The following is a 14671-nucleotide window of genomic DNA, read 5'->3' as shown; positions in this document are numbered from 1 at the left end:
CTAGGTCAACCTCGTCCGGCAAGCTGCATCGGACGAGGTTGCTCTGGCACAAACTTACTTGGCGAACGCCTGCGCCGCTGGCGTGACGGTGACGGCTTCCGGCTTGATGCCCAGTTTCATCGCGCCGATGACCTTGTCTTCATCGAGCAGCGCCTGCGGCTTGTTGCCGTCGTACTTGATGGGCGAAAACGCGTCGCTGACGAGCTTTTCCTTCAGGCCGGCCGCATCCTTGGCGACGATCACCACGGACAGGTTCTTCGCCGACAGATGCTGTTTGATGGCGCGGTTGACGTCAAGCACCGTCAGTTTCGACAGGCCATCACGCATCAGCTTGGTAAATTCCGGCGTACTATACCATTGCGAGTCGAGCGCATAACCGAGTTGCTGGTCTTGCGTCGAGGTCATGACGAAGACGTTCTTCATCAGGTAGTCGCGCGTAGTGGCGAAGTCGTCCTGCGTCAGGCCGTTGTCGATGAGCTTGCCCAATTCCGTCAGGGCCACGCGTAGGGCGAAGTGGGCGTTGTCCGGCGCCACAGGGCGGATCCAGATCTCGAACAGCTGCGCCTTGCGGCCCAGGTTCGGGTTCGGGAAGAACTGGACCATGCCGCGCGGGAAGGCTTCAATGTACGCGTAATCGCCATAGTTCATGCCGCGGATTTCACGGATGCGCTGGTACAGGTAGGAATTCGAGGCGCGGTGTTCGCCCAGCCAGGTTTTCGCCAGCCACAGGGCGGGGAAGTCCGGGTGCGTGCGCGTCACTTCCAAAGGCAAGCCGAAGGAAATGGCCGTGGCGCGCGTGTTTTTCTCGATGATTTCCACTTCCAGGCCCTGTGCCTTGCGGCCCGCGGGTTTGACGGTGGCCGGCAAGCCTGGGCCGGCCGGCAGTTTGCCGAGTGCCTGTGTCAGTGTCGCCGTCATGGCGTCGGATACATCGCCGGAAATGCCCACCTTGACGGCACCTTGCGCATACGCGCTCTTCCAGAACTGTTTGACGTCGTCGAGGGTGATGGCATCGATGCCGGCGACCGTGCCCAGCACCGGGTGGCCATATGGCGTGCCTGCATATACATTCGTTTGCAAGCGTTCCTTGGCGAATTCCTCTTCGTTATTGTCCTTCAGGTCCAGCAGCAGCGCGTTCTTTTGTGCATCCTTCAGGCGGCGGAAGTCGTCTTCGCGGAAACCCGGCGAGAGCAGCAGGGGCAGGGCGATGGCGTTGAACTGCGTCCAGTTATCCCTATGGATGGAGCCCGTAAACGTCGTCATTTCCTTGTCCGTCTGCTGGCTGAAACTGCCGGCCAGCGGGAACAGGGCCTGGTTGACTTCGTCGATCTTGCGTTCGGACGAGCCACCGGACGCCACCATGGCAGCCGTCAGCGCGGCCAGGCCTTCCTTGCCTTGCGGGTCTTGCGCGGAACCGGCCATAAACAGCAGCTTGTAGCGGATCTGTGGCAGCGCAGACTTTTGCACCAAGACGTCAAATTTTGCGTTCGAGGCGGCCGGCAGCAGGCTGGCCAGCTTCGGCGTGGTGGCGATGGCGGCTGCCATCGGCTGGTTCGACAGGGTGGTCACCACCAGGCCGTCGTCCGTCAGGTATTTGCGCGCGGCCGCCTGCAAGTCGGCTGGCGTGAGCGTGTCGATCAGGCGGTAGTACTGGTTGATGGTGGCGTAGGAACGGTCGAAATGCACGAAGGAGGCCAGGGTGCCGGCGATCTGCTCCGTGTTGTCGAGCGAGCGGATCAAGCCATATTTTTCGGCCGACTTGGCGTCCGCCAGGTCTTTTTCGCTCACGGGCGTGTCGCGCAGCTGCGCCACGGTGGCCAATATTGCGTCGCGCACGTAGACGGCGTCATCGATGTTTTTCACGCGTGCGCCCAGCACGGCCAGCGTCGGGTCGACCCGGTCCGGCGTCATCTCGAACAACTGGTCGACCTTTTGTTCGTTTTGCACCAAACGTTTATACAGCGGCGAAGTGCGGCCGAACGACAGCGACAGCAACGTTGCCAGCGCGGCCTGGTCCTTGTCCTTCACGGAAAACGCGGGCGCGTGGAAACCCACGGCCACCCATGGCAGGGTCGGCGTGGGCCAGGCCACGTGCTTGTAGACGGGGCCATGCGGTGCGGGCTCCACGGGCACGGCCGCCTGCTGCTTGCCACGCTGCCAACTACTCCAGTACTTTTCCACCAGCGCGATGGCTTGCTGCGGCTCGACGTCGCCGGCGATGATGATGGTGGTGCGCTCGGGACGGTACCAGCGGTCGAAGAAGAGCTTCGAATACGCGTACTGGTTCGGCATGTCTTCGATGTCCTGGATAAAACCCATCGTCGTGTGCTTGTAGGTATGCGTGGTGTAGGCGCTGTCGCGCATCACTTCGAACAGTTTCGAGACGGGATTGGCGCTGTTCTTGTTGTATTCGCCCAGCACGGCCCGCGATTCCGTCTTGAACGCGTCTTCCGCGTAGTCGAGGTGCTGGAAGCGGTCCGCCTCCACCTTCAGCACGGTTTCCAGGTCTTGCTTGGCAAACGTCGTGTGGTAATTGGTCAGGTCGTCGCTGGTATACGCGTTCTGGCGCGCGCCGGCGCGGGTGATGACTTCCTGGTATTTTTCGGGCGGATACGCCTTGGTGCCGCGGAACATCATGTGTTCAAAAAAATGCGCGAAACCGGACTTGCCCGGCTCGACTTCATTGCGCGAGCCCGTCTGCACGGGAATCTGCAGCGAGACCAGGTTCGGAAAACCGGTCGGCACGATGATGATTTTTAGTCCATTGGCCAGGTTTTTTTCGGTGGCCTTGAATGGCAGCAGATCGGCCTTGCTGGCGGCGCTGTGGGCCGCTGCCGGTTTGACGGGCGCGGCGCCCAGGTTCGACGCGGCCATGGCCGACAGCGCCAGGGCGAAAGCAGGTAATACATTGGACATGATTCTTGACACGGGGGCTCCTTCTTTTTTGGATGTTATGAAAGTGCAACGCCGCAGCATAGAATATTCATGCCGCCGTGCATAGGGGCGAGATTAAAAGTCGGGCCGCAGGATGCGTGCCGTCAGATGGCTGAGGAAGTCGCGCCGGGTCGGCAGGAACATGCGGATATATACAATGCCGTGCGCACGATCATGGTGGTACACGACGCGGATGTCGGGGCACAGGCGCTGCCGCACGTCCAGGCCGAGGTCGCGGGCCGCTTCGATGGGCGCGCCGCTGTCGGGATAGGTCTTCAGATCGGCAAAGAGTTGGCGAAAGTCCGAGGTGAACTGCTCGCATTGCGCTGCCGCATGGCGCGCCTGGAAGTCGCTGCGCAATTCCCTGAAATCGGCTGCGGCGCTTTTCAGCACGACGAGGCGCGCCATCTCAAGCCTGGTCGAGGCTGGCTAGGAAGTCTTCTTCGGACACCACGTCGCCGCGCGCGATGTCCTGGTTGCCCATGGCGATCAGCTTCATGAACGCATGTTGTTCCTGCATCTGCTGCGCCTGCCGTTTGCCTTCCTGGTAGGCGTGCATCGATAGCACGACCATCTTCGCTTCGCCATTTTGCGTGATGATGATGGGCTCATCCTGGCCCGCGTCAAAGCTGTTGACGATCTCGGTCGTATTGGCCTTGAGATAGGAGATCGGCTTGATGCGTTCCTTGAGGTTCATGGCGGCTCCGAATGAGATAAATTGCGACAGGACCAAATATACACCAAATTTGGTCGTGCCTCCTCGTTGCTTACGTGAGCGTGGTTTCCGGCAGGCTGATGCGGTTGCGGCCCAGGTGCTTGGCGCGGTACAGGGCGCAATCGGCCGTGTGGATCAGCTGTCCCGGTTGCGTACCGGGGCCGGGCAGGGCCGTGGCGGCGCCGATGCTGACGGTGACGCAGGCGCCGTCGGAGCGCTTGCGCGGCAGTTGCAGCCGCTCCACGCGCTGGCGGATGCGTTCGGCCACGATGGCCGCGCCCTTGAGCGACTGGTTCGGCAGGATGACGGCAAATTCCTCGCCGCCATAGCGGGCCACCAGGTCGTTCGAGCGCATTTCGCTGGCCACGGCGCCGGCCACCTTGCGCAGGCACAGGTCGCCGCCCTGGTGGCCGTGGCTGTCGTTGTATTCCTTGAAATTATCGACATCGACCATCAGCAGCGACAGGGGCTGGCCCTGCCGCTGGGCGCGCTGCCATTCGGCCAGGATGGTGTCGTCGAAGCAGCGCCGGTTCGCCAGCCCCGTCAAGCCATCGCGCGTGGCCAGGCGTTGCAGTTCCACCTGCGCACGTTTTTCCTCCGTCATGTCGCGCAGGGTTTCCACCACGGCGATCAGTTCGCCGTGATTGCCATAGATGGGACTGGCATCGACGGCCAGGTAGCGGCGCCGCCCCGTGCGAGGCATGTCGCACCAGTTTTCCGCACACAGATTGCTGCCCGTGCTGCTGCGGTATTGCTGCTGTGCATGCAGTGCGCGCATGTCGCCGCCGCGTCCGGCCAGCAGCAGGTCGGCCAGGGTGGGGCGCTCGTCGTTGTAAAAGCAGCGGCCCGGCTCGCACGTGCCCAGTACTTCGGCCGCCGGCACGCCCGTCAGCTGCTCGCAGGCGCGGTTCCAGATCATCACCCGCCCATGCACATCGAGGACAAAGGTGGGCACCACCAGCAATTCCATCATCTTGACGGCGAAACCCTGGGCTTCGCCATACGGCGATACGCTGGCATGTGCGTGACTATCCGGCATGAATGCATCCTTCCTGGGCGTGAATGGGGGGAGCTGGTTCCTTGGCCATGATGCAGCGTGGAGTAGCGATGGTGTTGATGTAGAGCAATATTTTCAGTGATGGGCTATTGCTTCATCGTGGCGGCAGCCTGGCAGGGGCAGCGACAGGTGCAAGGTGGTGCCGGCGCCGCTGTGGCTGGCGATGTGCAGGCTGCCGCCGGCGGCGGCCACGCGCTCATGCATGCCGGACAGGCCGCAACCGAGGCGCGGCGGCGAACCGGTCAGTCCGACGCCGTCGTCGCTGATGCGGCAGGCGAGGGTGTCGCCCGTTTGTTGCAGGCACAGCTGGACATGCGTGGCGCGCGCATGGCGGGCGATATTGGCCAGCGCTTCCTGCAGCGCGTGGTAGAGCAGGGGGCCGTGCGCGCTGCCGGCGGCCGCGTCGAGCCGGTAATCGCAGCTGCAATCGATGCCCGTGCTGCGCTGGAAGTCTTCCAGCAAGCCGTCGCACGCCGCTTGCAAGCCGGCATCGAGGGCGGGCGGGCGCAGGTCGTGGATGACGCGGCGCAGCGCCGCGATGCTGAGGTCGACATTGCGCGCCATCACGGCCAGCTGCCGCGCCAGCTGGGGCGTCGCGCCATGCGTGCTGGCCTGCAGCATGGACAGGTCGATTTTCAGGGTTAGCAAATGCTGGCCCAGGTCGTCGTGGATATCGCGCCCGATGCGCAGGCGTTCCTGTTCACGCGCCTTGCGCTGCGCGCTGGCCAGGCGCGTCTGCTCGGCGTCGGCGCGCAGCTGTTCCAGCGCCCGCTGGCGCTGGAACAGCCGGTGCTGGCGCCACAGCAGCAGCGCCAGCGCAACGAGCAGGAGGGCGCAGACCACCAGCAGAGGGGAGGGGCGGCTGGCTTGCGGCATCGTCCCGGCCGCGTATCCGGCGTGCATGGCGGCGAGTGCGGCGGCCGTCAGGCAGGCCAGAATGCTCAGGCGGTACGGCAGGCGTATCCAGCGTTGCAGCATGTCCTTGCTCCCTAAATGTTTTCCAACGGGCAATGTTATTACAGAAAATATATTAACTTTGGGTTATTTATATTGTCTAAACGCAAAAGCTACGCAGTTATGCCTGCCCCTGTGGCTTTCTTGCCCGCTGGCACCGCGGCGCCAGGTGGCGGCCACGGCATTTGCACGGGAAGTATCGCGGCGGCATATAATAGAGGGTTGTCAATCGGCATTTGCGGTTCCGGCGCTGTGCGCGGGCATCGCTGCGGTCGCCTTGCGCGATGACGCCAGCCAGCTCTTAGGAAATACAGTGACTTATAGCATCAAAGAGATTTTTTATACCCTGCAGGGCGAAGGTGCGCACGCGGGCCGTCCGGCCGTGTTTTGCCGCTTTTCCGGCTGCAACCTGTGGACGGGCCGCGAAAGCGACCGCGCCACGGCCGTGTGCCAGTTCTGCGACACGGATTTCGTCGGCACCGATGGCGAACTGGGCGGCAAGTTCAAGACGCCCGAGGAACTGGCCGCGCTGATCGACAGCCTGTGGCCGGCCAGCTACGCGCCGAGCAAATACGTGGTATTTACGGGCGGCGAGCCGCTGCTGCAACTGGACACGGCCCTGATCGACGCCATGCATGCGGTGGGCTTTACCATCGCCATCGAAACCAACGGCACCTTGCCCGTGCCGCCCGGCGTGGACTGGATCTGCGTCAGCCCGAAGATGGGTTCGACACTGGTCGTACACAAAGGCAATGAAATCAAGGTGGTCATTCCCCAGTTCCAGCAAGACCTGGCCGGCTACGAACAATTGGACTTCGAGAACTTCTTCGTGCAGGCGATGGACGGCCCCCTGGCCGCGCACAACATGCAACTGGCCATCGAGACGTGCAAAAGCAACCCGAAGTGGAAGCTGAGCCTGCAAACCCATAAACTCCTGCAAATCCCTTAACAAAACAATATGCTGACTATCACACGCAAGCTCGAATTCGACGCGGGCCACCGCATTCCCGACCACAAAAGCCAGTGCCGCAACCTGCACGGCCACCGCTACACGGTGGAAATCACGCTGGTCGGCAAGGTCATCGAAGCGGAAGGCAATTCCGACAACGGCATGATCATGGACTTTTCCGACGTGAAAACCCTGGCCAAGCAGCACCTGGTCGATGTCTGGGACCACGCCTTCCTCGTGTATGAAAAGGATACGGCCGTGCGCGACTTCCTGGCCAGCCTGCCCGACCATAAAACCGTCGTCATCGACCGCATCCCGACCGTGGAAAACCTGGCGCGCATCGCCTTCGAGATCCTGAAAGCGGCGTTTACCGACCACTTCGGCACCGGCTTGCACCTGCATAAACTGGTGCTGCATGAAACGCCGAATTGCTGGGCAGAAGTGACCGATGACTGAAGTGCGGGATAGCGCGCAGGACGCGCGCTACATGCAGCTGGCCCTGGAGCAGGCCCAGCACGCGTGGGACCTGGGTGAAGTGCCCGTCGGCGCCGTCGTCGTCAAGGATGGCGAAGTCATCGCCGTGGGCTACAACCAGCCCATCGGCCGTCACGACCCCACGGCACACGCGGAAGTGATGGCCTTGCGCGCGGCCGCTGAAAAGCTGGGCAACTACCGCTTGCCCGGCTGCGAACTGTACGTGACCCTGGAACCGTGCGTGATGTGCTCGGGCGCCATGCTGCATGCGCGCCTGGCGCGCGTGGTGTATGGCGCGGGCGACCCGAAGACGGGCGCCTGCGGTTCCGTGCTGAATCTGTTCGAGCAGCCGGCGCTGAATCACCAGACGGCGATCGTCGGCGGTGTGCTGGCCGACGAGTGCGGTGCCTTCCTCAAGCGTTTCTTTGTCGAGCGCCGCCGCGCGCAGTCGGAAGCGCGCAAACTGGCCAATCCGCCGGCCTGTTAGCCTGGTCTTGCCAGCCCTCCCGGCTGGCATTTTTACAACTGTTGCGAAATAACATCTGTCTAGACCACTTCGTCACTCTCAAATGAGAATGATTCGTGTTACAGTATTGTTTTCGCCAGCAAACTTCCCTTATGCATCGTTAACACTATCGTTATCGATCCGGGTTCAAGAGCCAGCCTTTACTCTTCGACCGGATCATCATGACTACAGTGCTTCTGCAGCGCTCCGCTGCCCCCGTTGTTCCTGCCACCCAACTGCCTGCCCGCCGCCACAACCTGGTGCTGCGTGCCGCCTTGCTGGGCCTGTTCGCCGCACCGCTGCTGCCTGTCATGGCGCAAACGGCCGCTGTCAACGCGGGCACGGCCGCCCAAGAACCGGCCAAGCTGCCTGTCTTCCCGGAAATCGTCGTGAATGCCAAGCAGGACTATGAACGCCGCGCCGGCACGAAGACGGTCGTCACGGCGGACGACCTGGAGCGCCGCAATGTCACGGAAATGGGCGGCATCGTGCGCTACCTGCCGTTGATTACCGCGCCAGCGGCGGCCTCGGGCAGCGGCAGCGTGTGGGATGGTTCGGGCAATACCGGTTACAACATCCGCGGCCTGGAAGGCAACCGGGTCAGCCTGGAGCTCGACGGCATTGCGCTGCCCGACGCGGCACCCAAGCCTGACGGTAATACCCTCAACGCTTTCGCCACGGGCCGTGATTACTTTGACCCGGAAACGTTCCGCGAAGTGCGCATCGATTCGGGCACGACGGCCGCCAGCGGTGCCAATCCAGGCCTGGGCGGCGGCGTGGCCTTCATCACCAAGTCGCCCGAGGATTACCTGGGCGAGGGACGGGATCATTATGTCGCCTATAAATACGGCCGCGCCACGGCCGATCGCAGCAATGCGCACACCCTGACGGGCGCCGCCAGGATGGGCACCAATCTGCAGGGCCTGGCCGTGTACGTGCACCGCGATGGCGAGCAGCTCGATAGCCGTGGCAGCACGCCGTCCAACCCCGATGACTGGCATTCGAATGCCTTGCTGTCGAAGCTGGTATGGGCCTTGCCGGGCGAACAAAAGCTGGACTTGACGGTCGACATGTTCGAGCGCAAGAACAAGCGCGATCTGCGCAGCAAGGTCAGCACGTATTATCCGACGGGCGTGCAGCAGGATTCCACCACCAGGCGCACGCGCGTCAGCCTGGGCCACGACGTGGCGCTCAAGGATTTCGCCCTGTTCGACCGCCTGACGTCGAAAGTCTATCTGCAGAATGCGAACACCGATGACAAGACGCAAGGCGTCTACACCTTTGGCAGCCCGGCGCAGCGTTCCATTGACACCAGCTTCAAGAATGACAGCATTGGCGCCACATCCGAAGCGTTCAAGCAGCTCAACGCCGACAACGCGCTGTTGTACGGCGTGCAACTGGAACAGCTGAAAACGCGCCGTCCGTGGCGTGAAGACCGTCTCATCATCGCCACGGGCCAGCATCAGATCACCAACAAGAACCGCATGGCCGACATGGATACGACCAAGCTGGCCCTGTATGTGCGCGATGACCTCAGCTTTGATATCGCTGGCAAGAAAGCCGTGCTTACGCCTGGCTTGCGTGCCGATTACCGCAAGGACGCGCCGAAAAACCTGCAACGCTACGCCATCGGCGTGCCGGGCGCAGCCAAGGAAGTGCGCAAGCAGAGCGACACGTATTTCACGCCCAGCCTGAGCCTGTCCGTGGAAGTCTTGCCGCAAATGAACGCCTACGCCACCGTGACGCGCGGCACGCGCCTGCCGACGGCGGCCGAACGCACGGGTACCTATGATTCCATCAGCTATACGGGCACGGGCAGAGGTTATGCCGTGCTGGGCAATGCAAATTTGCGCAAGGAAACCAGCCAGGCCTACGAGCTGGGCTTGAAGGGCGACGTCGTCAAGGGCTTGAGCATGCACGCGTCCGTCTACCAGACGGAATACAAAAACATGATCGAGTATGTGATGCAGGAAGATGACCCGGTCAACTATCCCACCATCACTCAGGGCCTGTTCCGTCCGGAAAACATCGGCAATGCGCGCACCTGGGGTGCCGAGCTGACCCTGCGCGCGGAGCTGGGCGCCTGGGCGCCAGCCATGCAGGGTTACCACGTCGACTTGGCGACGGGCGTGGCCAAGGGCCGCTCCTTCAATACCCTGACTGGCGACAGCGGCGGCCTGGCCTCGGTGGCGCCTGCCAAGACGGCGCTGAGCGTCGGCTACGACCATGCAAACGAGCTGTTCGGCCTGGCCCTGACGGCCGTGCATGCGGGCGACAAACAGGCGCCGAACGACTTGCTGACGGGCACGACCGCGCCGCGCTTCAAGGTGCCGTCGTACACGATCTTTGACTTGTCGACCTACTGGAACGTGCACAAGAACGCGAAGATCATCGTCGGCGTGTACAACTTGACGGACCGCAAGTACTGGGATTACGCCGCCGCGCGCAGCCTGTCCGCCGGCACCACGGCCGCCAATCGCGCCGAGATCGAGCGCTACGCCAAGCCGGGCCGCAACGTCGCCGCCAGCCTCAGCGTCAACTATTGATTTTTACCGGGGAGGGGCGCTTGTCCCTCTTTTTTTCCATGTTTGATTGAATGGTCTCTCTATGAAGTTATCCAAACTCGTTCTATCCCTGCTAGGCAGCCTGCTGATTGCAAACGCAACCGCGGCCCCAGCCACCCTGGCGGAACGCTGGTCCACCTTGCGCACCGAGCAGCCCAAGCTGCAGATCCGCGACGCGGCGCGCGCGCTGGGTGTGTCTGAAGCGCAATTGCTGGCAACCAACATCGGCAAGGGCGTCACGCGCCTGCAGGCCGACGGCAACCAGCCGCGCGAAATCATGCGCGCGGCGCTGGACTTGGGGCTGGTGCAGGCGATCACGCGCAATGAAAACGGCGTCATCGAAACGACGGGCGTCGCCAGCAAATTCAAGCAGGCGGGCGACAAGTCCGAGCAGGCCGACGCCAAGGACCCGGAAACGGAAGCGCGCCAGCGTAATATCGCCGGCGGCTACCTGGGCGGCCAGATCGACCTGCGTTTCCACTTTGAAAATTGGAAATATGCATTTGCTGTGGAGCAAGCGGGCCGCGACGGCAAGCCCACGCGCAGCCTGCAATTTTTTGATGCCAACGGCACGGCCGTGCACAAGATTTATGTGCGCAACGAGCCGGGCGTGGCCGTCTACGATAAATTGGTGGCGACCTTCCGCCTGCCCCAGCAAAGCGCCGAGCTGAACGTGCTGGCCGTGGCGCCAAAGGCGGCGGAAAAGCCGGACAGCGAAATCGATGTCAAGGAGTTCCAGCTGGCCTGGAAAGACATGACGGACGTACACCAGTTTGCGCAAATCATGCGCGAATTTCACCTGACGCGCGAACAGGCGCTACGCCTGGCGCCGGCCGGCGTGGTCGAGCGCGTGACGCCGCAAGCGCTGCGCACCTTGCTGGAAATCGCGGCGAAGGACAAGGTCGCCATCATGGTGTTCCTGGGTAATGAAGGCTTGACGCAGATCTATAGCGGCAAGATCGAAAAAACCATGGCCGCCGGCGGCTTCTTCAACGTGCTGGACCCGGATTTTAACCTGCACATCCGCGACACGGCCCTGCGCAGCGGCTGGGTCGTCAAGCGCGGCGGCGTCACCTCGGTCGAGTTCTTCGACAACGATGGCACGCAAGTGGTCTCCTTTTTCGGCGTGCGCGAACGGGGCAAACCGCAGCCGCAAAGCTGGGTTGATTTGGCCGATTCCTTGCCAAAGGCCAAGTAGGTTGAAGTAATGTTGCCGCGCGCCGTATCGGCGCGGCAACACTTCAGTTCGACTTCCGCATGAGTCACGATGGTACTATCACAATAGTGGTATGCTGATTCCAAGGCCGCAGCGATCGTGCCTGCGTGCTGGTTCCTGAAGAGAGGCAATCATGGCAACCATCATGGCGAACGGCCTCAACATAGCTTATGAAAGCCACGGCGACCCCAACGATCCGTGCGTGCTGCTGGTCATGGGCCTGGGCATGCAACTGATCGCCTGGCCGGCGGACTTCGTCGAAGGCATCGTCGAGCAAGGTTTTCGGGTTGTGCGTTTCGACAACCGCGACAGCGGCCTGTCGAGCAAGATGGCGCTGGCGGGCAAACCGTATCTGCCGCTGGCCTACGTGAAAAACCTCATCGGCTGGCCCCTGAAGACTTCCTACACCCTCGATGACATGGCGGACGATGCGCTGGGCTTGCTGACGGCCCTGCGTATTGGCCAGGCGCATGTGATCGGCGTGTCGATGGGCGGCATGATCGCGCAAGTGATGGCGGCGCGCGCGCAGCAGCAGGTGCTCAGCCTGACTTCCATCATGTCGAGCAGCGGCCGGCGCGGCTTGCCTGGCCCCACGCGGGCGGCGCGCAATGCCTTGTTGCAACGTCCGAAACGCAATGCCAGCCGCGCCGAACTGATGGCGCACATGGCGGCCACCGTGCGCGTCATCGGCAGTCCCGCCTATCCCGTCTCGGAAAGACTGCTGTACCAGCGCATCGAAGCGACGTTGCAGCGGGGCAGTTGCCCCGAAGGCGTGGCGCGACAAATGGTGGCCATTGCCGCCTCGGGCGAACGCACGGCGCTGTTGCCAAGCATCAGCTGTCCGGCGCTGGTGATCCATGGCGCGGCCGACCCCTTGATCCCTGTCGCCTGCGGCATCGATACGGCGGCGCTGATTCCGGGCGCCCGGCTGGAAGTGATCGAAGGCATGGGACACGACATGCCGCCCCAGCTGATCGAGCGCCTGCTCGCCTTGATCGATGTGCATCTGCAAGGTAAGATGGTGCCCCAGATGCGCTCCCAGCCAGCTTGAAAAGTTACTTGGCGCGCCGACCATTTTTGAAGGCACGGGCATTTTGAAAACACCTGAGATTGGCATCGCCATCGTGGCGCCGGGCGGTTGCGCGCCCGATGACGCGGCCGTGGCGCGCGGCATCGCCCGCTTGCAGGCGCAAGGCGCCACCGTCCACAATTACTACGATCCCGAGCACACCTTCCAGCGCTTCGGCGGCACGGATGCGGGCCGCCTGGCGCAGCTGAACGCGGCGGCGGCCGACCCGGACGTGCAAGTCGTGCTCGCCTTGCGCGGCAGCTACGGCCTCAGCCGCATCCTGCCCGACATCGACTTTACCGCCATGGCGGCCAGCCGCAAACTGTTTGTCGGCTACAGCGACTTCACGGCCTTCCACATGGGCTTGCTGGCCAAGACGGGCCGCGCCAGCTTTGCCGGCCCCATGCTCTGCGACGATTTTACGCGCGACGAAACGGAACAGTTTACGCTCGACCAGCTGTGGTCATGCCTGGCGGGACCCACGCATCAGGTAGAGGGCAGGGCGGCGGGCAATCCGCAGGTCGAGTTGACGGGCACCTTGTGGGGCGGCAACCTGGCCATGCTGGTTCACTTGCTGGGCACGCCATATTTCCCGGAAATCGATGGCGGCATTTTGTTCCTGGAAGACGTCAACGAACACCCGTACCGGGTCGAGCGCATGCTGCTGCAATTGCTGTACGCGGGTGTGCTCCAGCGCCAGAACGCGATCGTGCTCGGTGATTTTTCCAGCTATAAACTGAGTCCCATGGACAAGGGCTACGATTTCGATGCCATGCTGGCGTATGTGCGCCAGCGCTTGCCCGTGCCCGTGCTGACGGGGCTGGAATTCGGCCACATCCGCCGCCGTGTCACCTTGCCGTTCGGCGGCCAGGCGCGCCTGCAATCGGATGCGTCCGGCTTCAGCCTGCAGATCACCGATTACCCGACTCTGGCGCGGCCCTGAACTCACTGAGCGCCAAGCCCGGCAGGCTGCTGCAGCTCGACGTGCTGCGCGGCAGCGCCGTGTTTGGCATCTTGCTGGTGAATATCTGGGGCTTTGCCTGGGGCACGCTTTCCTTGCGTTACGGCACCTTGCCGGCGCAGCCGCCCGTGCTGGACCAGCTGGTCATTTTTTTGGTCGCGGCGCTGGCGCAATTCAAGTTCTATCCCATCTTTGCGTTTCTGTTTGGCGCCGGCTTTGCCTTGCAGACACGTTCCCTGCAGCGCCAGCTGGGCAGCTGGGAGCAGGCGCAAGCGGCCTACCGGCGCCGCCTGCGCTGGCTGCTGGTGTTTGGCCTGTTGCACGGTTTCCTCATCTGGAGCGGCGACGTGCTGACCTCGTATGCGGTGGCCGGCATGCTGGTCCTGCCGCTGGCGTCGGCCAGGCTCAGCCGCGTGCGCAACCGCGCCTGGCTGGTGGCGGCCGGCTTCCTGCTGTTCATGTGCCTCTTGATTCCCGTGGGCCAGCACGGCGGCGCGCCGGACATCGCGCGCGACCTGCACAGTTTTGCGGAGCGTTACGCCAGCTACACGCAAGGCGGCGCGTGGGATGTGGCCAGGCTGCGCGCCAACGATTTTCTCGTCTCGCTGCTGTATGCCATCGTCATGCTGCCGCATATCATCGTGCTGTTTTTGCTGGGCATCTTGTCCGTGCGCTGCGGCTGGCTGACGCAGCCGCGGCGCCACCAGCGGCTGTGGCGGCGCGTGTGCGCCGTAGGGCTGGGCCTGGGCTTGCCATTCAACCTGCTGGCGGCGGGCGCCATCGCGTGGGAGGTTGCTGATCCGTATCAAACCGTGCTGGACGCGGCCCTGTTCGAAGTGGGCCTGTTCGCCGGCGGCCCCGTGCTGGCAGCCGGCTACGTGGCCTCGCTGATGCTGGCCGGCCCGTTCATGCTGCGCTGGCTGGGCGCCTGGCTGGCGCCCGTGGGACGCATGGCGCTGAGCAATTATCTGCTGCAATCCTTGATCGGCACCTGGCTGCTGCAGGGGCCGGGCCTGGGCTGGGGCGCAACCCTGCGTCCGGTCGAGATGCTGGGCCTGGCGCTAGCGATCATGGCGGGGCAGGTGCTATGGAGCCGTTACTGGCTGCGCCATTTCAGGCAAGGTCCCATGGAGGCGCTATGGCGCCGCCTGGCGCGCCTGGGATAGGCTCTTAATCCCACCCCTTTAAAGGTGCGTCGTCACAGATGAGATAAAACCTGCACTCTTTGTCGCAAACATCATCTAACTGGGATAGGAGGAAACTGCCATGATGA

Annotated in this window: 13 protein-coding genes; 8 read left to right on the top strand and 5 right to left on the bottom strand. The window is 62.9% G+C overall.

The features are described from left to right. Positions 1-54: 54 nt before the first annotated feature. From C8C92_RS15925 to C8C92_RS15905, 5 genes are all read right to left on the bottom strand, one after another. A complete protein-coding gene (locus tag C8C92_RS15925; RefSeq protein ID WP_116744542.1) occupies positions 55-2916 on the bottom strand; it encodes a pitrilysin family protein in 2862 nt (953 codons plus the stop codon). A gap of 93 nt (positions 2917-3009) precedes the next feature. Beyond that, the gene (locus C8C92_RS15920) at positions 3010-3342 is read right to left on the bottom strand and encodes a type II toxin-antitoxin system RelE/ParE family toxin (protein ID WP_116744541.1); all 333 of its coding nucleotides are present in this window, start codon (positions 3340-3342) and stop codon (positions 3010-3012) included. Between the two features lies 1 nt (position 3343). Beyond that, positions 3344-3631 carry a type II toxin-antitoxin system Phd/YefM family antitoxin gene (locus C8C92_RS15915; RefSeq protein ID WP_096235600.1) on the bottom strand — a complete coding sequence of 96 codons (288 nt, stop codon included), beginning with the start codon at positions 3629-3631 and terminating at the stop codon, positions 3344-3346. Between the two features lie 70 nt (positions 3632-3701). After that, complete coding sequence (locus tag C8C92_RS15910; protein WP_243420239.1) at positions 3702-4688, bottom strand: diguanylate cyclase; 987 nt, start codon at positions 4686-4688, stop codon at positions 3702-3704. A gap of 93 nt (positions 4689-4781) precedes the next feature. After that, positions 4782-5684, bottom strand: a complete 903-nt coding sequence (locus C8C92_RS15905) for a sensor histidine kinase (protein ID WP_116744540.1) — start codon at positions 5682-5684, stop codon at positions 4782-4784. A 289-nt stretch (positions 5685-5973) separates the two neighbouring features. Here C8C92_RS15905 and queE point away from each other — a divergent pair, with 289 nt between their 5' ends. From queE to C8C92_RS15865, 8 genes are all read left to right on the top strand, one after another. Next, entirely contained in the window at positions 5974-6609 is a 636-nt protein-coding gene (gene queE / locus C8C92_RS15900) for a 7-carboxy-7-deazaguanine synthase (RefSeq protein WP_099763645.1), read from the top strand. Between the two features lie 9 nt (positions 6610-6618). Then, positions 6619-7065, top strand: a complete 447-nt coding sequence (gene queD, locus C8C92_RS15895; protein ID WP_035819191.1) for a 6-carboxytetrahydropterin synthase QueD — start codon at positions 6619-6621, stop codon at positions 7063-7065. After that, positions 7058-7570, top strand: a complete 513-nt coding sequence (gene tadA, locus C8C92_RS15890; protein WP_099763646.1) for a tRNA adenosine(34) deaminase TadA — start codon at positions 7058-7060, stop codon at positions 7568-7570. Before queD ends, tadA begins: the two co-directional genes overlap by 8 nt. A gap of 200 nt (positions 7571-7770) precedes the next feature. Further along, positions 7771-10134, top strand: coding sequence for a TonB-dependent hemoglobin/transferrin/lactoferrin family receptor (locus C8C92_RS15885; protein ID WP_116744539.1), 2364 nt, complete (start codon positions 7771-7773; stop codon positions 10132-10134). A 61-nt stretch (positions 10135-10195) separates the two neighbouring features. Further along, positions 10196-11350: a ChuX/HutX family heme-like substrate-binding protein gene (locus tag C8C92_RS15880; protein WP_116744538.1), complete on the top strand. Its 1155-nt coding sequence runs from the start codon at positions 10196-10198 to the stop codon at positions 11348-11350. A 151-nt stretch (positions 11351-11501) separates the two neighbouring features. Then, on the top strand, positions 11502-12419 hold the full coding sequence (locus C8C92_RS15875) for an alpha/beta hydrolase (protein WP_116744537.1): 918 nt from the start codon (positions 11502-11504) through the stop codon (positions 12417-12419). Between the two features lie 43 nt (positions 12420-12462). Beyond that, complete coding sequence (gene ldcA / locus C8C92_RS15870; protein ID WP_116744536.1) at positions 12463-13380, top strand: muramoyltetrapeptide carboxypeptidase; 918 nt, start codon at positions 12463-12465, stop codon at positions 13378-13380. 41 nt (positions 13381-13421) lie between these two features. Continuing rightward, positions 13422-14564 carry a DUF418 domain-containing protein gene (locus C8C92_RS15865; protein ID WP_243420238.1) on the top strand — a complete coding sequence of 381 codons (1143 nt, stop codon included), beginning with the start codon at positions 13422-13424 and terminating at the stop codon, positions 14562-14564. The last annotated feature ends 107 nt before the right edge of the window (positions 14565-14671 follow it).

The organism is Janthinobacterium sp. 78, assembly GCF_003096775.1.
Classification (GTDB): domain Bacteria; phylum Pseudomonadota; class Gammaproteobacteria; order Burkholderiales; family Burkholderiaceae_D; genus Janthinobacterium; species Janthinobacterium tructae.
The sequence above is the reverse complement of the archived record's forward strand: the minus strand, read 5'-3'. Positions and strand labels throughout refer to the sequence as shown.